Here is a 21,421-nt window from a genome sequence, read left to right on the forward strand (position 1 = left end):
TCGCGGTACCACCCTAGTTAGCTTATAAAGCCCACTCTGATGTCGTAACGTGACAGTGACGTTCATTCTTACTCTTAGTTCAGAATGAAAGCTTGAAGATGATTTTCGTTCATTTAGGGATCATACTAGGCTTTCACCACCCCTAGCTCGCTCATATGATAATAAATGACCTACTGTTCTTCGCATCGCTTTATCGTTTCATTTAATTAAAAACTCTCTGTTCATGAATTATAGGTAATTATGTCACAGACGTCAAGTTGTGTCAATATTTTTTATTCGTCGCCCTCTTCTAGTTCATTGAGTTCCATATTTAATAATTGATCCCAATCATTTGCTTCAACAAGTTCAAGTTGTGCTTCAATCAACATTTTCAAACGGGTACGGAATACTTTCCCTTGTTTTTTCAACTCTTCTACTTCAATTTCAATACGACGCGCCTTTTCTAACGCTTCATTAATGATCCGGTCGGCATTTTTTTCTGCTTCGCGTACGATTAATTTAGATTCTTTCGTCGCATTGCCTTTTACTTCATCCGCCGTTTGTTGAGCCACGAGTATCGATTTATTTAATGTCTCTTCAATGTTTGAGAAGTGGGTTAATTTATCTTCTAGTAATTCTATCTCGCGCTTTAGTTCCTTCTTCTCACGAATAACGAGTTCAAAATCTTTCATAACCTGATCTAAAAATTCATTGACCTCATCTTGGTCATACCCGCGCATTCCTCTAGAAAATTCCTTATTGTGAATATCAAGTGGTGTTAATGCCATTATGTATTCCTCCTTTGTATCAAATATGTTCTTAAGCAGCCTCGTTTAAAAGAAAACCCTTGCTTCTATTGTACCAAACGTTGGTACAAAATGCGCCATTTTTCTTTTTTTGTTTGTCCTTCAATCGATGTTAACCTTGCCCGTCCCTTTTTTCTCACACTAATCAAATCATTCGGTTCAATCAAAAAGGCCGGTGACTCAACAACTTTAAAGTTTACCTTCACCCACTCTCGTTCAATCAGTGCCTTCGCATCTTTTCTACTCATTTGATACATTTCTTTTATAAGTACATCTAAACGCAATGAGGACACCGTTGTTTGATGCGTTGTCCATGTGGATGGATGCGGGCGATAGGTACCTAGTAAAGCTTCTGTAAACGTCACTTGTGCTTTTTTAATTTGGGTGAATTCACGCAAAACAAATCCAGCGATATCTTGATGAACTAGTAACAAAATTATACCGGTTGTTTCCTCAATCGTCACGTCGCCTAATTTCTTACGATTAATCCCTAGTGACAAAAAACTGCCTAATACATCGGGATGTTTAATGTCAATAAACTTAGCTGGATAACTCGCTTCAAGTAATTGAACAGGAAAGTCTTTATCTTCAACTGATGCATAATAAGGACTAAGAGCATACATCGTGCGCTCGAGTTGGTTCTCACCAAATAAACAATCAACGTTAAAGCGGTCATCATTTCCAATAATCGACTCGAAAATATAGGCTTCTCTAGGGTCTAAAAAATCAGTAAACAACGTCATAAACTGTTGTTCAACCCGGTCGCGCATGTCGAGAACATGGTCAACGAACGGTCGTTCTTCTGGTCTAAAATGTTGATATAAATCCATGGCAACCACCTAAAATGCCGTTAAGACATAAATAAGTCCAGTACGAGCAAATCTTAATACAAATAGCGCAACAATAGCTGAAATATCCAACATGCCAATCGGTGGAATAATACGTCTGAATGGCTCTAGATAAGGTTCAACAATTGAACTTAAAAAGTGACCGATGGATGACTGTCGTGCCCCAGGAAACCAAGACATCAAAATATAACCAATAATCGCAAACTGATACAAATCAAACAATCTTAACAATAAACTTTCCATTATTTATACCTTCCTTGTTCATCAAAGTCATCTTCTATCAGTGAAGAAATCGCACCCTCAACTTCTACGTTATCCGGTGTACATAAAAACGTGTGCGGTCCAAGCTTTTGAATATCACCAGATACAGCATAAACAGTGCCACTTAAAAAATCAACAATCCGGGTGGCCTCTTCTTTTGATACACGCTGTAAATTAATCACAACGGACCGTCTGTTAACGACGTGGTCCGCAATATCTTGAATTTCTTCGTAATGCCTTGGTTCTGATAAAACCACTTTTGCTTGTGATTGGACCGACTGTAAACTCACAATGTTTTCTTTTTTCTTTTTTGGTTCGTCTTTATCGTGTTTATCACTCCGTGTTTGATGGAATGTGTCATAAGACTCTTCTGGTACTTCCTCATAGTACTCTTCTTCATCTACAGAAAAAAGTGTTCGAAACTTATTTTTCATACTCATGTTACTCCCTACCTTTCAGGATTCACTAATGTTGAACCAATTCTAAGATGTGTAGCTCCTTCTAGAATAGCCCATTCAAAGTCATTACTCATGCCCATCGATAAATACTGACATGGCGCATATGGTAAATCAAGTGCTTGGATATCGTCGCGACACTTATTGAGTTCTTTAAAGACTCCGCGCACAAGTGATTCATCATCTGAATGGGGTGCCATTGTCATTAAGCCAACGACGCGAATGTTCTCAAGTCCCGCCAGCGATTGAATAAAATCTTTGAGCGCTTCTTGTTCGACGCCCCCTTTGGTTGCTTCTTTGCTAATGTTCACTTGAACAAAACATTCAAGCGGGGATGAACGACGTTTATTAAGTTCTTTTGCGATTCTCAAACGGTCTAACGCATGAAAATAATTGATTTGTTCCGCAATCTCTTTTACTTTACGTGATTGCAGTGGACCAATAAAGTGCCACGTCACGTCTTCAATCTCTTCAATTTTTTCTTTTGCTTCTTTCACTCGATTTTCACCTAAGTCATGAATACCAAGCGCATGTACCTGTTTCGTTTCATCTATTGTAACATATTTCGTCACCGCAATGAGAGTGATTTCACTGACATCACGATTGGCTTTACTACAAGCCGACTGAATGTCTTCAATAAGTTTGTGATAACGCACTTCTAAAGTCACATGTTTTCCTCCTCTTAACACTTCTCTCGTTACTGAAAAATATAGCCCATCATGCGTCCTGTTTGTTGTTCTTTCCGGTAAGAATACAAGTCAGGATGACTGTACGTATCAAGCAACGACGTCATAATTTGATCGTTGTTAACACCTAACAACCGTAAATATTTTGCATTAACCGCTTTGACATCTAATAAGTATTGGTCCTCCGATACCTGAACAACAATGTCTTTATCAACCGGCACTGGCATTTGTTTAACTACATCACCATTTACTTGATAATTTGCTTGGGCAATGGCCGGTCCAATAACGACATGAATATGATTAAGATCAGCTCCAACTGATAAAAAAGCATCTAGCATGGTTTTCGCAATACCTTTTGCCGTGCCTCTCCATCCAGCATGGGCAATGCCAACAATATGATGGATTGGATCAAAAAAGTAAAGAGGCACACAATCAGCATAAAACTGGGCTAAGACGATATCAGAAGAGGTGGTAATCAAGCCATCGACACCTGGTATATGATTGCTCAAGCGATAAGCACCCCGCCCTGCATCCGATGATTCTATGATCTTTACTTTATGTCCGTGAACTTGTTCGGCAAATACAGCCCGGTCTAATGATTGATTCATTTCATTTAAAACACGCGTTCTATTTTCGATGACATCAGCATCACAATCACCTACATGGAGCCCAGTGTTTAGACTCGTATAGTTACCTTTTGATACACCACCTATACGAGTAGACATACCTAAATTGATGTGGTGTTGATGCGTAACTTTTTCGGCATGCAGCCGTCTTTTGGATTGTCGTTTAAAAAGGTCCATTTATTCGCTTCCTCACATCAATTATTTAACCGTCTTTATTTTATCATATTTAGTGAGAGAAACAGAACCATTTCTCTCCTGTAAGAAAGAAATGGTTCTTTTAATCATGGATTAAAGAGTTACTCAAGACATACGGCTCTTTAATAGGCCAACAACACTCAGCCGTCTTAAAGCGCCTGCGCTTATAAGAATCATCTGATCTCGCCACGATTAACTCATTATGTGGATCATGTTTTTATGGCGAAAGTGTTTGAAATTGTGTTAATCAACGCAAAAACCACGCAAAAAGAATGAGGTGCATTCTTTTTGCGTGGTATATTATTTAATCATTGACTTAAATATCACTTATCGATGACGATTGCGATTTCGTAAAAACGTTGGAATATCTAGCGTATCGTCTTCATTAAATCCGGGCTCATCCGGTGTTGTTTGTTCAGGTTTTTGTTTTGTTTCTTGGGTTGGTCTTTCGTTCTGTGTTGGACGTGTGTTATCAGATTTTTTCTTCGTTTCATCAAAACCCGTCGCAATTACTGTGACAACAATTTCGTCTTTTAATTCTTCGTTCATTACTGCACCAAAGATCACGTTAACTTCTTGGTCAGCTTCGTCTGTTACAATCGCTGCCGCTTCTTGCACCTCGTATAACGTAAAGCCAGCCCCACCCGTAATATTCATTAAGATACCGTGAGCACCATCAATGGTTGTTTCAAGTAATGGTGATGAGATTGCTTTTTTCGCCGCTTCTGCTGCACGATTTTCACCAGTCGCAATCCCGATTCCCATCAATGCTGACCCTTTGTCCTGCATGATGGTTTTTACATCGGCAAAGTCAACGTTAATAATACCCGGTGTTGCAATTAAATCACTGATCCCTTGAACACCTTGACGCAAGACATTATCAGCTTCTCTAAACGCTTCTAGCATAGGCGTGTTTTTATCAATAATTTCTAGTAAACGGTCATTTGGAATGACAATTAATGTATCGACGTTTTGTTTTAAACCGTCGATCCCCTGAATGGCTTGAGTTGAGCGTTTACGCCCTTCAAACATAAATGGACGGGTCACGACACCGACCGTTAATGCGCCAATTTCTTTTGCGACTTGAGCAATGACAGGTGCTGCACCGGTACCGGTACCACCACCCATACCAGCTGTAACAAAGATCATGTCAGCGCCTTGTAAGGCTTCTTCTAACTGTTCTTTGCTTTCTTCTGCAGCTTTGCGACCAACTTCAGGATTCGCTCCAGCACCAAGACCTCGTGTCAATTTTGTACCTAATTGAATTTTTACTTCTGCTTTTGATAAGTTCAAGGCTTGAGCATCGGTATTCACAGCAATAAATTCTACACCTTGGACCCCATGTTCAATCATACGGTTAACAGCATTATTACCACCGCCACCAACCCCAATGACTTTAATCTTTGCTAATTGATCTAATTCTGTATCAAATTCTAACATAATTTGTTCCTCCTAATCGCCACAATTCTCTAGTTTATTAATCGAAAAACACTTTGAATAATTTTGCTACACCTGATTCTTTGTTTTCATCTTTTGATTTCTTTGGCTTGGTTGATTTCTGCTGTTTCGGTTGCTTTAATTTATCCTTTTTGACCGGTCGTTCTTCATATTGCGCTTGGTCAGACACAGCATCTCTTAAAGGTTTTCCTTGTATTTTCGCATTATCATATGCAAATTTCAAGATTCCAACACCAGGTGTATATTGCGGTTCTCTTACCCCAATGTAATCAGGTACAGCCACGCGTACATTGCCTTGATAGAGGTCTCTTGCCAGTTCTAAAGCGCCCGGCATTAACATCGTTCCACCTGTTAAGACAAAGCCACCAGGTAAGTCACGGTAACCGTATTTTGAAATTTCTTTTGCGACTAAAACAAAAACTTCTTCTAATCGGGCTTCAATTATGTCCGATAAGTCTTTTTGATTAAATGTTGATATATCTTCTGTTCCAATCGCTTTCACTTCAAACTGTTCTTCTTCATTGGCGTCAGGGAAATACCCATAGCCATGTTTAATTTTTATTTGTTCTGCTTCTTCAAAACTTGTTTTTAAACCATAAGAAATATCCTTTGTGATATTTTCACCACCAATAGGAATCACTCGTGTGCCTTTAAGCTGCCCATCATCAAAGATAGACACTGTCGTTGTACCACCACCAATGTCAATTAAAGCAACGCCGAGTTCTTTTTCATCTTCTGATAGGGCAATTGAGCCTGCTGCTAATGGTTGCAATACTTGGTCTTGAATATCAAGGTTCGCTCTTTCTACACATTTCGTTGTATTATGTATCATAGTTCGTGATGATGTCATAATCGTGCCTTCCATTTCAAGTCTGACACCGATCATGCCTCTGGGGTCATTAATGCCAGCTAAACCATCCACAATAAATTGTTTAATTACAAGATCTAAAAACTCTCGATCTGGCGGGTAAGAAATTACTTTGGCATTATCAATAACACGGAGCACATCTTCATCGTTAATTTCTTTATCATCATTTGGGACAGCGACAATCCCTTGACAAGGCAGTAGTTCGACTTGATTACCATTGTAACCAATAATCACAGAATGAATCTGCATATCAATCATTCTTTCCGCTGACTCAATGGCAGCACGAATCGATTGAACTGCTTTATCGATATCAACGATGCCACCTTTTTTAATGCCTTTTGATTTAGCTGTTCCTACGCCAATAATGTTTAACCGATCTTCAGTTATTTCACCGATGACCACTTTTATTTGGGATGTTCCTATATCCAAACTTACTAACACTTCGTTAGCCAATACTAGCACCTCCTATAAGCGAAATCACTTCGTTCACTTATTTCCATTCATTTTGAATGTTTTCAATGGTTTTAATGTTTGTTTTAATTTATTTCACATATTTCCTTATTCCCTAAACTACTTCCTTCATAACGTCTTTTACAATAACAACAATTATTTGTTAAAAAGGTATGCAATATGCTAAGTATATCATTTAATTGCAAGACATTTAATAGTCTATTCTAAAATATCATACTTTTTTAATGATTTTATCATAAAAATAACCATTACCTACATTTTATTCGACATATCGTTTTATTTGTCGATTAACTTTGACTTTTCAATCGATAACGTTGACTGACTTTTCTTTTTTAATGTTTTTTGTTGTTGCCATCGGTCAAGTATACGTCGTCTTATAATGGCGATATTTTGAAATAAACGCCAACCAAAAGCAAATACAGCAGCTAAATAAAGGTCTACCCCTAATTGCGCACCTATAAACGTTAAAAAAATTGCTAGCGTAATATTAAAGAAAAAGCCTGTCACGAAAATAAACTGATTAAAGACATGTTCAAAGTGAGCACGAATCCCTCCTAAGAGGGTATCAAACGCTGCTAAAATTGCGAGCGACAGGTAGTTAGAATAAAGCGCTGGAATCGAAAAATCGGACAACAAGCCTAGCCCTATGCCTAAACCTAAAAATATTATCATTAACCACATTATTCATCACCCTCTTCATAATCCTTCACGTCAACATGCTCAAGTACAAAGTCTCCAGTATAGCTTGGTACCGTGACAGATTGTTTATCGTTCATTGTCAGGCTAATATTGTGAATTGCTAAGTCATTCAGTGATTGGCTTACTTCCATGTAATTAATTAATCGTTCGGGATCATCGGTTAAGACCTTCACAGTCACTGGTAAATCTCTTAGCGGCCGCTGGTTGATGTAGACTCGCCCTAATACATCACGAATAGCGGTATGATTCACAATCCGCTCATCACCTACAGCTAAATGGTTAGCCCCGTAAACATTTAATTCATTAACCAAGCGATTTAATAATTCACTCGTTAATTCAGGAAAACCTTCCGACTCATTAGCTTGTTCATAATCGGCAACAAGCATAAGTTCTACTCCTTGTCCTGTCATTTCTGTTAACCCGGCTTGGTCTTGTAAATCATTGATTTGCTTACGTAATGTTCGAATCTGAGTGCCATAGACATTATCTTCATAATCGACTTGTATATTTTTTAAGTCATTCAGTTCGTCTTGGAGCGTTTGTTGTTGTTCTTGTTCTTCTAGTAATGCTGTTCTTATTTCCCATAAATCTCGCGTATCCCGCTCTGGTGTCTCTTCTTCAATTGAAAGGTGTAAACTAATCAGGACACCGATAAAAAAAGCCGCAAGCGCAAGAATGAACGTCTGTTTATTCATATATTTGTCATCCCTCTTATTGTGGCGTCATCTCCACATGTTTTTCCCCGTATTCTACTTCAATGCGCTCATTAACGAGCTGGTCAATCACTCCTTGGTCTAATTCAAGCGACTGTAACAACGTATCTGGATTGCCAATCGCTTCAATTGTAAAGGGCGCAGGATAGGTCGTTCCATCAACAGTAATAACTGGCCCAACACAAAAAACATGACTATTATGCAAGAGGCGTTGACCATTAATTTCAATTGCTTCGGCCCCGGCACTTAAAAGTTCATTTATCACCAATTGAACATGCCGGTCATGAACGATATAGTCATTCACATTGGCGCGATCGGGGACATAGTCTTGATCATTTAATGTAATAAAGACGCCTGGACCTTCAATGGCTAACTCCCCAACGTAGGCTTGTAATTCGCGCTTTAAATCAACTGCAGACATTAAATTTTGTTGTTCTTCACTGAGTGAGGTTTCCGTTTGCAAAAGCTCAACGCGTAAATCATTGATTTGTTGTTCAAGCGCATGGTTGCGCTCTTCAAAATCAATCAATTGTTGTCGGTAATAAAAGGCCCGGTCCCACTCTTCAACCGAGACCTCTTCATCTTCTAATAAGTTTTGTGCTTGTTCATAACTGACCGCAACTAAATAACCAAATACAAACAAGACAAGCGATAATATAACATGTTTTCCACTCACATGCATGAAGCTATTCATCCTCTTCTATAATCAATTGATTTTCTTCGCCTTCTTCATATATCTCTAAATCTGGATCGGTTGTATCTTCATTTGAAAATTGATTAAAGATCGCCCCAGAATGATCAATTTCAATCAAACCTGGATTTTCTTTATCTAATTGACTCACGACCGATGGATAAACTTTTAAATGTTCACTAAATCCACGAATCGTTGTTAAGAGTTCAAACCCATCAATCATATTTAAATGGACTTGATAAGGATTTGCTTCTGTTGGTTGGTGATATATTTCAGAAATATGACTTAATAAGTAACTAGGCAAGGCTTGTAAGCCTTCGATCATTAGCTGGCGAATTTCTTCGTCGTCAAATCCAATCAGTAAGGGCGCATCTCCTTTATAGTCCACCTTTTCAACATAATCTAATGTATGACCACTCTCAAGCAGGGGTGCTAAATAATCTCCCTGGTCAATATAAGCAATCTTCTTATGTTCGGTCACATTAATGGTAACAGTATGTGACCATAAACGCTTGACCTCAGCTGATTCGATTTCAGGTAAAGCTAAAATAGCTGCTTCAATATCTTTAAGTTGGAAAGACCACAGACTCTGTTCTGTTGACAAATGACTTTGTTTTAGAATAATCTCTTCTGAGATAAACTGAGACCCCGTGACTTTTACCTTCCTTACATAGCTAAGTGGTGACTGCAAATAGACAACAAGGACAATTAAAACAAGTAAAATTGTAAAATAAAAAATAAAGCGCCGATTGGCTTGCTTTCGGCGCGCTTCTCTAAGTCTTGGTATGCGATCTTCTATCGATACGACCTTTTTTTCTTCGGTCATTATTAACGCCTTCTATCTATAATATAATCAATGTGTCTCTTCCTAATTATAGCATATTTACTCAAGTTATGATGCGGTTTTTTATATGACTATTGAATGGTTTTTTATAGTTAAAAAGAAAAAAGTCGGTAACATCAATCGTTATTATTTTCAATATTTAACAAGATAACACCCCTCAACCAATCTTATGTACACAAGCTGTCTCTGGTCTAGTGTTCGATCCGGCTGAAAATGATATATTATAGCGGATAGACAAAGATAAAAAAACACTCTAACAACATCTAATTGTTAGAGTGTGCGGACGGTGTCGATAAATACATCACCGCGTATTTCGAAATTTTCAAATTGATCCCAACTTGCGCAAGCAGGCGATAATAATACAACCTCACCAGTTTTAGCATCTGCAGCTGCACGTTTTGTCATTTCCGCTAATGATTCACCAGCCATTGTTGGTATGTTCTGTTTCATCATTGTTGCTTGTATCTTATCCTTTGTTTCACCGTAGACATAAGCACCTACAACATGATTTAAGTACGGCACTAATTCATCAAAACCATTCCCACGATCAAGCCCACCTGCAATTAGTCGAACAGGGGCATCAAAAGCTTGTAAAGCCGTCACTGTCGCTAAGATATTGGTTGCTTTTGAATCATTATAAAAACGAACACCCTTGTTTTCTAAAACAAACTGTAATCGGTGTTTTACCCCAGTAAATGTTGTGAGCACCTGTCGAATTCCTTCAACTGTTGCGCCTAGCAATAGGACACTCACACTACTTGCTAAAATATTTTCTAAATTATGGGCCCCAACAAGTTTTATATCCGCAATATCGATGATTTTTTTATCTTTAAAGAACAGTGCATCTTCTTTAACATAACCACCTTCTGATACGACGCTTTTGCGTGAAAAAGGAACAGGTTTTGCTTTTGCTGTTTTTATAAGATTAGTGACATCTGCGTTGTCGGCATTATAGACGAGATAATCATCTGCTTGTTGATATTTAAATATATGCGCTTTCGCCTCTTTATAAGCGTCAAAATCACCGTGATAATCGAGATGCGCTTCAAACAGATTAAGCAATACACTCACCTTTGGTCTAAACGAGCCACTACCCATCAATTGAAATGACGACAATTCTAATACAAGGATATCTTTATCAAGTTCATAACTTACTTCAGTCGCAACATGTCCAATATTTCCAGCAGCAGCAACACTTTGATGACTCTTTAACAACATCTGTTCTGTCAATGTTGTTGTTGTTGTTTTTCCATTTGAGCCGGTAATTGCGATTATTGGAACGTCAATCATGTAAGGTAATAAAGCAATTTCAGTCAGTACCGGAATCCCGCGTTGATCCGCTTGTTGTAATAAGTGATTCGTATAAGGAATACCAGGATTTTTAATGATCACGTCGCAACCATCTAACAATGCCTCAGACGGTTCACCCAGATGAACTGTCACGCCAAGATCGATCAGGGCTTTTACTTCTAAGTCTGTTTCGTTTGCTTTTAAATCACTCACGACAACATGAAAGCCTTCAGCTTGTAATATTTTACTGACAGCTGTCCCTGTCTTAGCTAAACCTAACACAAGGATTTGTTGATAAGGAAAATCTTTAATATGATGAACCATTTATAACACCACCTGAATAAGAATCGAGAGCACACTAGAAAGTAAACCGACTAACCAAAACGTTGTCACAACACGCCACTCTGACCATCCTTTTAGTTCAAAATGATGGTGAATCGGGCTCATAAGAAACACACGCTTCCCACGCGTCTTAAAAGAAATGACTTGAATCATCACCGATAACGTCTCAATAACGAAGACGAAGCCGATTAAGACAAGTAATATTTCAAGTTTAAGCATAAGACCAATTGCTCCGAGTAAACCGCCAAGCGCAAGCGAACCCGTATCACCCATAAAAACTTTAGCCGGGTGTACATTAAAGACTAAAAAGCCAAGTAAACCACCAGCTACACTAAAACTAATAAGCGCAATTACTGACTCATTCGTCGTTAATACCGCGATTGACCCGAAAGTGAGAAAACTGATGGCACCTAACCCACCAACAAGTCCATCTAAACCATCCGTTAAGTTGACCGCATTTGATGCACCAACGAGTAACACAACAACAAAAACAGGATAAAGAAACCCGAGATCAAAGGACATGTCGGTTCCTGGTAGTTGAAGTGCCGTGTCAATATCTGTGCCTAAAAGTAAAAGATAAAATAACACGCTGACAACGAGTTGACCAATCAATTTTTGAATCGATGTTAAACCTAAATTTCGTTTGAGTACAACTTTGATAAAATCATCAATAAAACCTAACGCACCAAAGCCGATAAACACGACCATAAGTAATAGCCATTCTCTTGAAAAAAACGTCCCCAAAACAAACCGATGTAAAATAAGACTGCCGAGCACGACACTAACAATGATCATGACCCCACCCATCGTTGGTGTACCTGTTTTTTTATGATGGGATTTTGGACCTTCTTCACGGATACTTTGACCAAATTTCAGTCGGCGTAAAAAAGGAATAATGATAGGTGCCGTCATCACGACAATTAAAAAACTAACAAGTATACTTGCGATAATATAAAGTAAATCCATACTGTTCCTCCATCTTTCTCATCTCACCTTTATTTTTAACTAGGCTTTTAATTGTTGAATAAGTGTTTCTAAACGCATACCACGTGAAGCTTTAAATAAAATTACACTTGGTTTTTTCAACTGTTTAAGCAAAGTTTTAGCTTCTACAAGTGTCTCCACGTGTCTGTGTGTTACTTTAGTATCGTCAGCGATATGTTTAGCCTGTTGACCAACAGTCAAGACGTAATCAATCGGTGCTTCAATCACTTTACCTACGGCCCGGTGGTAATCATCTGATTGCTCACCGAGTTCATACATATCACCTAACACAAGCACTTTCTGACGTGGGTCTGATAATGACTGAATAATTTTAATGGCTGCCTTCATCGACGTAGGCGAGGCATTATAAGCATCATTAATCAGTAAGTGCCCGTTCCATTCTTCTTGCTCAAATCGCATACCGGTTGAGGTTAACTGATTAAACCCTTGTTGAATAAGTGCATCAGTTAAGCCGATTTCTCGGCCGATTAGAACCGCATACATCGCATTTTTCGCATGATGCTGACCAATCAGTGGGATCGTAAACGATTGTTTGTGTACGTTATCTCTAAAGGTTGTTCTCTCAAGCGTTAACGCTTCAACATGAATGCCATCTGTACTACCATCTAAAAAACCAACTGTTCGCGTTTTAACATAATAAGACTGTTTTAGTAAGGGCTCATCACCATCATAAATCAATACACCCGATGACTTTAGACCTGCGATAATTTCTAATTTCGCTATCGCTATCCCTTCACGCGTTTTTAAAAATTCAATGTGCGATTCGCCAATATTAGTAATCACCGCAATATCCGGTGAAGCGATTTCTGATAGCTGTTTAATTTCACCAAAGTTACTCATTCCCATTTCCAACACTAAATAAGCCGTATCCTGAGGTGCCGATAAAATCGTTAACGGTAACCCGATATGATTATTTAAATTCCCTTTGGTTAGATGGGTCTTCCCTCTGACCTTTGCTACTGCGCCAATCAAATCTTTCGTTGACGTCTTCCCATTAGAGCCAGTAATACCAATCACAGTGGCTGAAAGCGTCTGTCTGTATTGTTTTGCTAAAGTTTGCAAGGCTGTTAGGGTATCTTTTACTACATACACTGTAAGGGCTTGAACATTGATATCGGGTAACGGATGATCGGCTTGCCAAAAAATCGCCGTCGCTCCCTGTTTGATAGCATCATGTAGAAAATCATGGGCGTCAAAACGTTCTCCAACAAGTGGGATGAATAAGTGATTAGCAATGGGCAAGCGACTATCCGTTGACACGCCCACCACATCCTCCGGCGCTTTTCCTATCACAGATTGCGCCACTCCTGTTAATAATTGATACGGTATCATTTAATCACCTAGCCTTTGTTCTAAGTAATCATGAGCGACTTGATAATCATCAAATGGATAGGTTTCTCGTCCAATGATTTGATACGTTTCATGTCCTTTTCCTGCAATTAAAATAACATCATCAGGACCCGCTAAATCAATCGCCCGGTGAATTGCTTGTTTACGATCAACCTCTATGACATAGTCGGTTGTTTCTAGCCCTTGTTCCATATCCTTAATAATTGCTTCAGGTTCTTCTGTGCGTGGGTTATCTGACGTTAAAATCGTCATATCACTATATGTTTCGCCGACATGCGCCATAAGGGGACGTTTCGTCTTATCGCGATCACCACCACAACCTACAACACAATAAATTTTTCCTTTGGTAAACGTTTGAACTGTTTCTAGGACGTTTTTAAGAGAATCCGGTGTATGGGCATAATCAACAATAACGGAATAGTCACGGGTCGTTTGAACAGATTGGAATCGCCCTTTCACACCTGGGATTGATTCAAGTGCTGCTTTGATATCGCTCATAGGCACACCACTTTTTAACGCTGTTGCGGCGGCGGCTAGCATGTTATAAACATTAAATCTACCAATCAATCTAGATGTAATGGTCACGTCACTTACCATACCTGCTAATGTAAATTGTGTCTTTGTTGCTGATAATTTGATATCTGAGGCATATAAATCACTCGTCTTCGTCAAACCGTACGTCACAACTGGTTGACTTGTTGCCCGGATGAAATAATCAGCGTAAGGATCATCGCCATTAATGATGGCATATTTCGGGTATTGTGGATCGTAACGATTGCCTAGCTGTTGAAAGAGGCGTTCTTTGGCTAAACGATAATCCGTCATCGTTGGATGGTAATCAAGATGGTCTTGCGTGAGATTCGTAAAGACGGCAATATCTATGTCAATCCCCCTAATCCGGCCTTCTTCAAGCGCATGTGACGACACTTCCATCATACAATGGTCCACACCCGCTTCTTTCATCGCTCGAAAACTATTAAACAAATATGAGGGTTCTGGTGTTGTGTTTTTTATTGGGTAACTCTTCTCCCCAATCTTCATTTGGATTGTCCCAATCAAAGCGGTACGAGCCTGATTCTGTTTGAATATTTCTTCAAGAATATATGTGACAGACGTTTTTCCATTTGTCCCGGTAATCCCAATCATATGCATATCATTGGTCGGGTAACTATACAACGCATTCGCCAAAAAGCTTAGCACGCGAAAAACATCGTTTACTTTAATCTGAACAATGGGAACATCTAATACTTCACGTTCGACAAGAAGGGCCACTGCACCCTGTGCATAAGCTTCTTTAGCAAAGTCATGTCCATCAACGGTATATCCTTTGACACAACAAAACAAGGCACCCGCCTTTACTTCACGCGAATCAGCCGTAATCTGAGTAATGATTGGGTTGTTGTCATTAATTAAGCGATAAACATACGGGAGTTCTTTTAATAATGTTTGAAGTTCTTTCATCATGGTTTCAGTAGAAAGATAGCTTTCTACCTCTACCTCCTCTCTAGTCATTCAATTTATCTTATATCCATCTTTCATTTTTTCATCACTAAAATCTTTCGTCTCTACGCCATAGGAAAAAGGCATTCTTTATAAATGCCTTTTGTTCATTCATCCTTACCTATTATATCAAAAATGACGTATGATGCCATGATTAATTCTCACTGGATTGTAAAATGCCATTGCTTTATTCTCATGCCTCTTTTTGATCTTGGTTCAATCATCATTCATCCTAACGTCACACTAGATTATAAAAGAAAACTATAAACAAAAAAGCAGTGACAATGCGCTTACTCACTCAAAAACAGTATTGACCTAACCTAACTGCCGGCTAGCCGTTTACGGTATCGAGTAAAAAGCGCATCATGCACTGTCTTTCACTATATATTAGCGAGCGCTTCGTTAGTCATTCGTTCCCTCAGCTGCTTCACTATCTGATTCTGGTGTCACTGGTTCAAAGTCAGTGAAATCAAATAAAACATAGTCACCTTTTGTGACCTCAGTGCCAGGTTCGATTGATTGTTTTTCTAAATAACCTTGACCAACAATCTCATGATCAAGCTCAAGTAAGTCACTTAATTGAACGACTTCTCGTAGTGACCAACCAGTAAGATCTGGCATTTTCGGATGTTCGGTCACTAACATGACATGATCAGTCGATAAAATGGTTTCACTCGCTGTTTTATTACTTGCGATTACCGTCTCACCATCACCAATGACAGTCACTCGCACGCCTTGGCTTGTTAACTTCTCTGATACGTCTGCTGTCTTTAAGCCAACCGCCATCGGCATCACCAATTGATTAACGGTCGCTGTCTGGTCTTTGTCAGGTTGAATATTTTGATAATGTAAGGCATTTTCCATCACATGATTAAAAATATACGACACCGGTTTAGAACCGGATTCGGTCACTTCAAGCTCGGGTTGTTGCACGGTAACGTACATCAATAATTCTGGGTCCTCACTCGGAGCCATACCGATAAATGAGAATATATAGTTTTCGCGCCCATATAAATAACCAGATGCCCCTCCTGAAATTTGCGCTGTACCGGTTTTACCCGCTAACGTATATGATGGCAATTCAAAAATACCATTGGCTGTGCCAGTTTCTTCGGTTACAACGTCTTCCATCGCTTGTAACACTTCTTCAGCTGTCGCTTCAGAGATTGGTTCTCCCGCTACTGTCGGTGTGTTCTCTTTGATGACTTCGCCTGTATTTGGATCGGTAATCGATTGAATAATATAAGGCTTCATCATTTGGCCCTTATTCGCAATCGCAGTTGCGGCCTTAACGATTTGAATCGGTGTTACTGTCGACCCTTGACCAAAAGCGGCATTTAGCTGTTCAATCGGGTAACGATATACAAGGCGTCCCATCGTCTCACGCGGCAAGTCAATGCCGGTTAATTGATCAAATTGAAACGCTTTTAAATAATCTAAAAATCTATCCGGTCCAATTTTCTCCCAAACCAATTTAGCCATTGCTACGTTTGAAGAACGTTGGAAACCCTCTGCATACGTTATCGTCCCCCAATGTTTACGGTAATCAGGAACCGGACGAGTAATCTCAGGGATCTTATACGTCCCTGATTGATAGGTTTCATTTGGATTATATACCCCTTCTTCAATCGCTGAGGCTAGGGTGAAAATCTTCATTGTTGAACCTGGTTCAATCGGTGTTGAGACAATATCGTTATACCAGTTGGTTACATTCCCTAAATCATTTGGATTATAGCTGGGACGTGAGCCCATTGCCAGCACTTCACCTGTCTTTGGATTCACGACGGTTGCGGTTACTCGCTTTGGATTAAATTCAGTCTCAACTTGACTTAACGCATCTTCTAAAATCGTCTGAACCTTTTGATCTAATGTGAGTTGAACATTAAAACCATCAGCTTTTTCTAATACACGTATCTCTTCATTTACTAACGGGTCATTATAGCTATCTTCAAGTGCCGTTACAGCACCATCCGTCCCTGTTAGAATATCATCCAGTTGTGCTTCAATACCTGTAATACCTTCGATGAGCTGATCGTCATTTGTTTGTGCTAAACCAATGACATGTGAAGCAAAGATACCATTCGGATAATAGCGCTTTGCTTCTTCAATAAAGTGCACACCCGGTAAGTCAAGTGCTTCAATTTGCAATTTTTGTTCTCGGGTTAAGTTTGTTCCCTCACGACCAAACTCAACTTGAAATCTATCATCTGCAGCCCCTTCTTCAAGGATTTGTTGCACCTCCGACGCCTCCATCCCAATGATAGGAGCGATCTGTTCTGCTGTCGTCGCAGGGTCAGCAACGTGATTCAATCGCTTATTAGGGTCTGGTGAAAAATCGGCATCGACAATCGCATAAAGACGGTAGACATTGATATCTTGTGCTAACACCATCTCATTGCGGTCATATATATACCCGCGTGTTGCGGGTGTGACTTCTTCTTTCTCACGCTGGTCTCTCGCCCACGCTTCTAAGTTAAACCCATCTACTTCTCCTGTCGCTTGAATATATAACATCTTTCCTGTCAGGGCAATAAAGAAGCATACCACCACGATAATGACCGGGTGGTATGATTTAATTCTTGTTGATTGCTTCTTTGGTGTTGGTTGTTTTTTCATTGTCATTCACTCAATTAACTTTTGATGCTTGTTTAACTTTAGTATTTTGAATATCTAATCCATTCTCTTTCGCGACAGCTAAAATACGATCTGGATTAGATAACTCCATTTTTTGATAAGCTAAATTTTCATTGGTACTCTGTTGTTCGGTCATCTCTGTTTTGATTGACTCAATATTCCGATTGATCCCGTCAATATCCGCGCTCATATGAACGACAAAAAAGAGAGCGAGGCAAAATCCTAACGCATATAGACCCATCAATATGTATTCACCTGATGTAAAACGTTTAGATTTAACGACAACTTTAACTTGCTTCGATTGTTTTTTTTGTGGTATTTGTTGATGCACATAGGCTCTTTCTAGACTCATCCTTCATCCCGTCCTTTGCTATAAAAGAATTGTTCATCCCACGTTTTTACTTTTTCAACAATACGTAATTTCGCTGACCGTGCGCGTCTATTATCGGATAATTCCGTTTCATTTGCGACAATTGGTTTTCTTGTCACCATTTTAAACGGCGGTTGGTTCCCTTCAGGAACGACCGGCATATTTCTAGGAAGCGGCGGCGGTGTGCCCCACTTTTTAAATGCTTGTTTACAAATGCGGTCTTCTAACGAGTGAAAGGTAATAACTGCTATCCGCCCACCGATGCTTGTTAATTCAGCAGCCTGATGTAGAACATCGTAAAAAGCTTCTAATTCATCGTTTACCGCTATTCGAATCGCTTGGAAAATCCGCTTCGCCGGGTGACCACCTTTTCTTCTTGCGCGGTGCGGAATTGCTTCCTTAATGACATCCACGAGTTCTTCTGTTGTTTTAATCGGCGCAAGTTCACGTCGCTTTTCAATGGCACGGGCTACTTGTTTTGAGAATTTCTCTTCACCATAACGGAAAAATATTTTCACAAGATCATGATAGTCCCATTCATTAACCACCTGATAGGCACTTAATGTTTGAGTCTGGTCCATGCGCATATCGAGCGGGGCATCTTGATGATAGCTAAAGCCACGTTCACTATGGTCCAGTTGTGGTGATGAAACACCTAAATCAAATAAAAACCCATCTACTGATTGGATATTGCGTAATACCAACTCTTGTTTCATATGTCTAAAATTCGAATGAATAAAAATAATATTAGCTTCATATTGCCTTAATCGTTCTTTTGCTGCAGATAAGGCCTCTAAATCTTGATCAAAACAAACCAGTTTCCCAGTCGTTAATTGTTTGACAATTTGAAGTGAATGTCCACCAGCACCAAGAGTACCGTCTACGTAAGTTCCTTCCGGGTTAATATTAAGTCCATCAATTGTTTCTTTCATTAATACGCTTTCGTGTTCGAACATATCATTTCACCTCATTTATAGCATTCTATAACTTCTATATATTCCTTACAAATCAAAGTCCATCATATTTTCAGCAATCTCTGAGAACGTATCTGCGGAAGCTTCCATGTAGCTTTCCCATGCGGCTTCTGCCCAAATCTCAATTCGATTGGATACACCGACAACCGCACACGCTTTTTCTATACCCGCATACTCAGTTAAGGTGTGTGGTAAGTTAACTCGCCCTTGTTTATCTACTTCACACTCTGTCGCACCAGAGAAAAAGAAGCGACTAAATGCTCGGGCATCTTTCTTAGTTAACGAGAGCTTTTTGATTTTCTCCTCTAAGATGTGCCATTCTGTTTCTGGATATACAAATAAACATTGATCTAAACCACGGGTGATTACAAAACGTTCACCAAGGTCGTCGCGAAATTTAGCCGGCATAATTAACCGACCTTTCGTATCAATATTATGTTTGTATTCACCCATAAACATAATCATCGCCACCTTTTCTTATAGTCTACCACATCCCCCCACTTCTCACCACATATTTTTGGGTTACGATTAGAAAAATTGGTAAATAGTACATGTGTTCGCCTTTTATCATTTACAAAAGCGTTTTTCATTGGAAATGGATTCATTTTAAGGAAAGGATGAATGTTTTTTCCCCTTGCTTTTACTTGCTGCTTTCTATGCTGATTACCCAACCAGCTAGAACGACCAATTAGAAAATTTAAAGTACAACAAAATAGCCCCACCGACTAAAGCGGTAGGACTACTACACCAGTATGATCTTATATTAGGCACCCTGAACACTCAAAATAATACTTAATGTGACAAGTACAATATAGCCAATCACACCAATCAACCATAATGAACGCAAATACAATTTTGTGAGTCGTTTAATTAGCACATCTCCGACTAACTTCCACTGGGTGACTAAAAAGATAATAAACAAAGTAAGTAGACCAATAACAATCAACCAGCCATATGAAAAAGCAAACATATGATTTAAAATAACGAGATTCGCTAAAATAAACACTAAACTAGATACTTCTACACTCAAATGAAAGGCGTGCTTTTTATGTTGATATAACCATTTAAATATGTAGTAAAACACAATCATAAAAATCGGTGGGAATGTAATAAAGATGGCAACGATATTTGATAAAAAGGTCGTCATGTATACTCACCCTCTCTTTTTTAATGGTCTAATATAAAGATGTCACTACCGGAACTGTTGAACCCACACGAATAGCCTTCTTACAGAATCATGGTAATCTCATGAGACTTAATATCGATTGATGGGTAACATCTATGGTACACACCTATAATTGTTTTTTCAGTCACACTGCCTGGTGATAACACAGTTACTGATTCCGGGCGTAGAGCGAAAAATCGCGTGATTTTGCGCATACAAGAAGCAACTATCAATCCAGTCGCACCGATCCCTGTAATTGCTTTATCCCACTTTAGACACCTTACTTTTGTCATCTACCATCATTACCAATATAGCTTACACCCCTTCATTCGTCAAAGGATTTTCTTTTGCTTTTAAAATCCCTTCACCAACACCAGTTATTATACAACCAAATTGAACTACCCCCACCTAACATTCTCACGAATGTTTGAGGAAGGGGATTCCGTAAGGACACCCTAAAGGCGACCCATGCTCGTTCAACTAAGCATAGGTTTTTCTACTTTCCAACCGCCGCAAACCTATTTTCTCAACATCTATTAAAGCATGTTGGGGAAATAGTGCGCTCCAGGAGCACAACTTACTTGGGTCGAATCGTTCTGTCTGATAGAACGTATAGGTTCTGACAAAAGACAGGGTACGCGTCAAATACGCCCAGTGCGCCCAATGATGTAGACCTTGTTTCTGCTCTGGAACAAGTGAATACAATACCGGTGGGAGTTTTTCTTTAAAGCCCATTGCCCGACGGGCAATGACATAAGCGGCTGCCATGTGAATGGACACACCGAGTCGCTTCATATATTTCATCTTGCCAATTTGACTGGTATAAGCGGGGTTAACAACGTAGACAGCCACCCCCATTTTTTCAGCTCTTGATTTAATCGCTAGGATCATTTTCTGATAAGCAAACTGACTCATTTGGCGATTGGCTTTCCTATTTCCATAAGGACGCGACACTTTGGACCGCGTTGTATCCAATTTTTCAATCGCGAGTGGTTTATGATGTTTAACGGCATAGTCAACGAGGGCAATAACCTCTGCTTCGATGATTTTCGCCCTCTGTCCACTGGTTTTACCCTCTAAGTTAAACGGAAGGGTAAAGGCATCCACACATTGACCTATGGCGTTGATATTGGCGACGGCGATATGATTCACATTCAAATCAACACCAACCATACCCGTTGATGTTGAGGT

22 protein-coding genes and 1 other annotated feature (1 of these 23 only partly in view) are annotated in these 21,421 nt (G+C 39.3%); all 22 genes read right to left on the minus strand.

Annotated elements, in window-relative coordinates:
• Window positions 1-195 (minus strand) — a binding site (T-box leader); it reaches 18 nt to the left of the window's first position.
• Window positions 196-272: 77 nt separating this feature from the next.
• On the minus strand, window positions 273-767 hold the full coding sequence (locus BM098_RS02050; RefSeq protein ID WP_089829873.1) for a DivIVA domain-containing protein: 495 nt from the start codon (window positions 765-767) through the stop codon (window positions 273-275).
• 65 nt (window positions 768-832) lie between these two features.
• A complete protein-coding gene (locus tag BM098_RS02055; RefSeq protein WP_089829875.1) occupies window positions 833-1,615 on the minus strand; it encodes a YlmH family RNA-binding protein in 783 nt (260 codons plus the stop codon).
• A 9-nt stretch (window positions 1,616-1,624) separates the two neighbouring features.
• The gene (locus BM098_RS02060; protein WP_089829877.1) at window positions 1,625-1,876 is read right to left on the minus strand and encodes a YggT family protein; all 252 of its coding nucleotides are present in this window, start codon (window positions 1,874-1,876) and stop codon (window positions 1,625-1,627) included.
• Window positions 1,876-2,334 (minus strand): cell division protein SepF, encoded by a 459-nt coding sequence (locus BM098_RS02065; RefSeq protein WP_089829879.1) that lies wholly within the window; start codon window positions 2,332-2,334, stop codon window positions 1,876-1,878. Before BM098_RS02065 ends, BM098_RS02060 begins: the two co-directional genes overlap by 1 nt.
• 8 nt (window positions 2,335-2,342) lie before the next feature.
• Complete coding sequence (locus BM098_RS02070; protein ID WP_089829881.1) at window positions 2,343-3,017, minus strand: YggS family pyridoxal phosphate-dependent enzyme; 675 nt, start codon at window positions 3,015-3,017, stop codon at window positions 2,343-2,345.
• A gap of 29 nt (window positions 3,018-3,046) precedes the next feature.
• A complete protein-coding gene (gene pgeF / locus BM098_RS02075; RefSeq protein ID WP_089829883.1) occupies window positions 3,047-3,838 on the minus strand; it encodes a peptidoglycan editing factor PgeF in 792 nt (263 codons plus the stop codon).
• 345 nt (window positions 3,839-4,183) lie between these two features.
• Window positions 4,184-5,296 (minus strand): cell division protein FtsZ, encoded by a 1,113-nt coding sequence (gene ftsZ / locus BM098_RS02080; protein WP_089829885.1) that lies wholly within the window; start codon window positions 5,294-5,296, stop codon window positions 4,184-4,186.
• 37 nt (window positions 5,297-5,333) lie between these two features.
• Window positions 5,334-6,635 (minus strand): cell division protein FtsA, encoded by a 1,302-nt coding sequence (gene ftsA / locus BM098_RS02085; protein WP_373863167.1) that lies wholly within the window; start codon window positions 6,633-6,635, stop codon window positions 5,334-5,336.
• Window positions 6,636-6,929: 294 nt separating this feature from the next.
• Window positions 6,930-7,334: a small basic family protein gene (locus tag BM098_RS02090; protein ID WP_089829890.1), complete on the minus strand. Its 405-nt coding sequence runs from the start codon at window positions 7,332-7,334 to the stop codon at window positions 6,930-6,932.
• Complete coding sequence (locus tag BM098_RS02095) at window positions 7,334-8,047, minus strand: DUF881 domain-containing protein (RefSeq protein ID WP_089829892.1); 714 nt, start codon at window positions 8,045-8,047, stop codon at window positions 7,334-7,336. Before BM098_RS02095 ends, BM098_RS02090 begins: the two co-directional genes overlap by 1 nt.
• 16 nt (window positions 8,048-8,063) lie before the next feature.
• A complete protein-coding gene (locus tag BM098_RS02100; protein WP_089829894.1) occupies window positions 8,064-8,747 on the minus strand; it encodes a DUF881 domain-containing protein in 684 nt (227 codons plus the stop codon).
• 4 nt (window positions 8,748-8,751) lie between these two features.
• Window positions 8,752-9,582 (minus strand): cell division protein FtsQ/DivIB, encoded by an 831-nt coding sequence (locus tag BM098_RS02105; protein ID WP_089829896.1) that lies wholly within the window; start codon window positions 9,580-9,582, stop codon window positions 8,752-8,754.
• Window positions 9,583-9,870: 288 nt separating this feature from the next.
• Window positions 9,871-11,214, minus strand: coding sequence for a UDP-N-acetylmuramoyl-L-alanine--D-glutamate ligase (gene murD, locus BM098_RS02110; RefSeq protein ID WP_089829898.1), 1,344 nt, complete (start codon window positions 11,212-11,214; stop codon window positions 9,871-9,873).
• Complete coding sequence (mraY, locus tag BM098_RS02115; protein ID WP_089829899.1) at window positions 11,215-12,198, minus strand: phospho-N-acetylmuramoyl-pentapeptide-transferase; 984 nt, start codon at window positions 12,196-12,198, stop codon at window positions 11,215-11,217.
• Between the two features lie 39 nt (window positions 12,199-12,237).
• Window positions 12,238-13,569, minus strand: a complete 1,332-nt coding sequence (locus BM098_RS02120) for a UDP-N-acetylmuramoyl-tripeptide--D-alanyl-D-alanine ligase (protein WP_089829901.1) — start codon at window positions 13,567-13,569, stop codon at window positions 12,238-12,240.
• The gene (locus BM098_RS02125) at window positions 13,570-15,048 is read right to left on the minus strand and encodes a UDP-N-acetylmuramoyl-L-alanyl-D-glutamate--2,6-diaminopimelate ligase (protein ID WP_089829937.1); all 1,479 of its coding nucleotides are present in this window, start codon (window positions 15,046-15,048) and stop codon (window positions 13,570-13,572) included.
• Window positions 15,049-15,489: 441 nt separating this feature from the next.
• Window positions 15,490-17,703 carry a penicillin-binding transpeptidase domain-containing protein gene (locus tag BM098_RS02130; protein ID WP_089829903.1) on the minus strand — a complete coding sequence of 738 codons (2,214 nt, stop codon included), beginning with the start codon at window positions 17,701-17,703 and terminating at the stop codon, window positions 15,490-15,492.
• A 10-nt stretch (window positions 17,704-17,713) separates the two neighbouring features.
• Window positions 17,714-18,073 carry a cell division protein FtsL gene (ftsL, locus tag BM098_RS02135; protein WP_089829906.1) on the minus strand — a complete coding sequence of 120 codons (360 nt, stop codon included), beginning with the start codon at window positions 18,071-18,073 and terminating at the stop codon, window positions 17,714-17,716.
• The gene (rsmH, locus tag BM098_RS02140; RefSeq protein ID WP_089829908.1) at window positions 18,070-19,047 is read right to left on the minus strand and encodes a 16S rRNA (cytosine(1402)-N(4))-methyltransferase RsmH; all 978 of its coding nucleotides are present in this window, start codon (window positions 19,045-19,047) and stop codon (window positions 18,070-18,072) included. The genes ftsL and rsmH overlap by 4 nt, the downstream gene beginning before the upstream one ends.
• 45 nt (window positions 19,048-19,092) lie before the next feature.
• A complete protein-coding gene (gene mraZ, locus BM098_RS02145; RefSeq protein ID WP_089829910.1) occupies window positions 19,093-19,524 on the minus strand; it encodes a division/cell wall cluster transcriptional repressor MraZ in 432 nt (143 codons plus the stop codon).
• Window positions 19,525-19,828: 304 nt separating this feature from the next.
• A complete protein-coding gene (locus BM098_RS02150) occupies window positions 19,829-20,212 on the minus strand; it encodes a DUF3397 domain-containing protein (RefSeq protein ID WP_089829912.1) in 384 nt (127 codons plus the stop codon).
• A gap of 498 nt (window positions 20,213-20,710) precedes the next feature.
• Window positions 20,711-21,421: IS200/IS605 family accessory protein TnpB-related protein (locus BM098_RS02155; protein WP_200795823.1), on the minus strand; the 711-nt coding region annotated here is incomplete at its 5' end.

This window comes from Halolactibacillus halophilus, from assembly GCF_900115605.1.
In the GTDB taxonomy this organism is placed as follows: Bacteria; Bacillota; Bacilli; order Bacillales; family Amphibacillaceae; genus Halolactibacillus; species Halolactibacillus halophilus.

What these genes read in the sequence shown, in the direction of transcription:
- BM098_RS02050 (WP_089829873.1), bottom strand. Translation starts at nt 767, where the DNA reads ATGGCATTAACACCACTTGATATTCACAATAAGGAATTTTCTAGAGGA.
- BM098_RS02055 (WP_089829875.1), bottom strand. Translation starts at nt 1,615, where the DNA reads ATGGATTTATATCAACATTTTAGACCAGAAGAACGACCGTTCGTTGAC.
- BM098_RS02060 (WP_089829877.1), bottom strand. Translation starts at nt 1,876, where the DNA reads ATGGAAAGTTTATTGTTAAGATTGTTTGATTTGTATCAGTTTGCGATT.
- BM098_RS02065 (WP_089829879.1), bottom strand. Translation starts at nt 2,334, where the DNA reads ATGAGTATGAAAAATAAGTTTCGAACACTTTTTTCTGTAGATGAAGAA.
- pgeF (WP_089829883.1), bottom strand. Translation starts at nt 3,838, where the DNA reads ATGGACCTTTTTAAACGACAATCCAAAAGACGGCTGCATGCCGAAAAA.
- ftsZ (WP_089829885.1), bottom strand. Translation starts at nt 5,296, where the DNA reads ATGTTAGAATTTGATACAGAATTAGATCAATTAGCAAAGATTAAAGTC.
- BM098_RS02090 (WP_089829890.1), bottom strand. Translation starts at nt 7,334, where the DNA reads ATGTGGTTAATGATAATATTTTTAGGTTTAGGCATAGGGCTAGGCTTG.
- BM098_RS02095 (WP_089829892.1), bottom strand. Translation starts at nt 8,047, where the DNA reads ATGAATAAACAGACGTTCATTCTTGCGCTTGCGGCTTTTTTTATCGGT.
- BM098_RS02100 (WP_089829894.1), bottom strand. Translation starts at nt 8,747, where the DNA reads ATGCATGTGAGTGGAAAACATGTTATATTATCGCTTGTCTTGTTTGTA.
- BM098_RS02105 (WP_089829896.1), bottom strand. Translation starts at nt 9,582, where the DNA reads ATGACCGAAGAAAAAAAGGTCGTATCGATAGAAGATCGCATACCAAGA.
- murD (WP_089829898.1), bottom strand. Translation starts at nt 11,214, where the DNA reads ATGGTTCATCATATTAAAGATTTTCCTTATCAACAAATCCTTGTGTTA.
- mraY (WP_089829899.1), bottom strand. Translation starts at nt 12,198, where the DNA reads ATGGATTTACTTTATATTATCGCAAGTATACTTGTTAGTTTTTTAATT.
- BM098_RS02120 (WP_089829901.1), bottom strand. Translation starts at nt 13,569, where the DNA reads ATGATACCGTATCAATTATTAACAGGAGTGGCGCAATCTGTGATAGGA.
- BM098_RS02125 (WP_089829937.1), bottom strand. Translation starts at nt 15,048, where the DNA reads ATGAAAGAACTTCAAACATTATTAAAAGAACTCCCGTATGTTTATCGC.
- BM098_RS02130 (WP_089829903.1), bottom strand. Translation starts at nt 17,703, where the DNA reads ATGAAAAAACAACCAACACCAAAGAAGCAATCAACAAGAATTAAATCA.
- ftsL (WP_089829906.1), bottom strand. Translation starts at nt 18,073, where the DNA reads ATGAGTCTAGAAAGAGCCTATGTGCATCAACAAATACCACAAAAAAAA.
- rsmH (WP_089829908.1), bottom strand. Translation starts at nt 19,047, where the DNA reads ATGTTCGAACACGAAAGCGTATTAATGAAAGAAACAATTGATGGACTT.
- mraZ (WP_089829910.1), bottom strand. Translation starts at nt 19,524, where the DNA reads ATGTTTATGGGTGAATACAAACATAATATTGATACGAAAGGTCGGTTA.
- BM098_RS02150 (WP_089829912.1), bottom strand. Translation starts at nt 20,212, where the DNA reads ATGACGACCTTTTTATCAAATATCGTTGCCATCTTTATTACATTCCCA.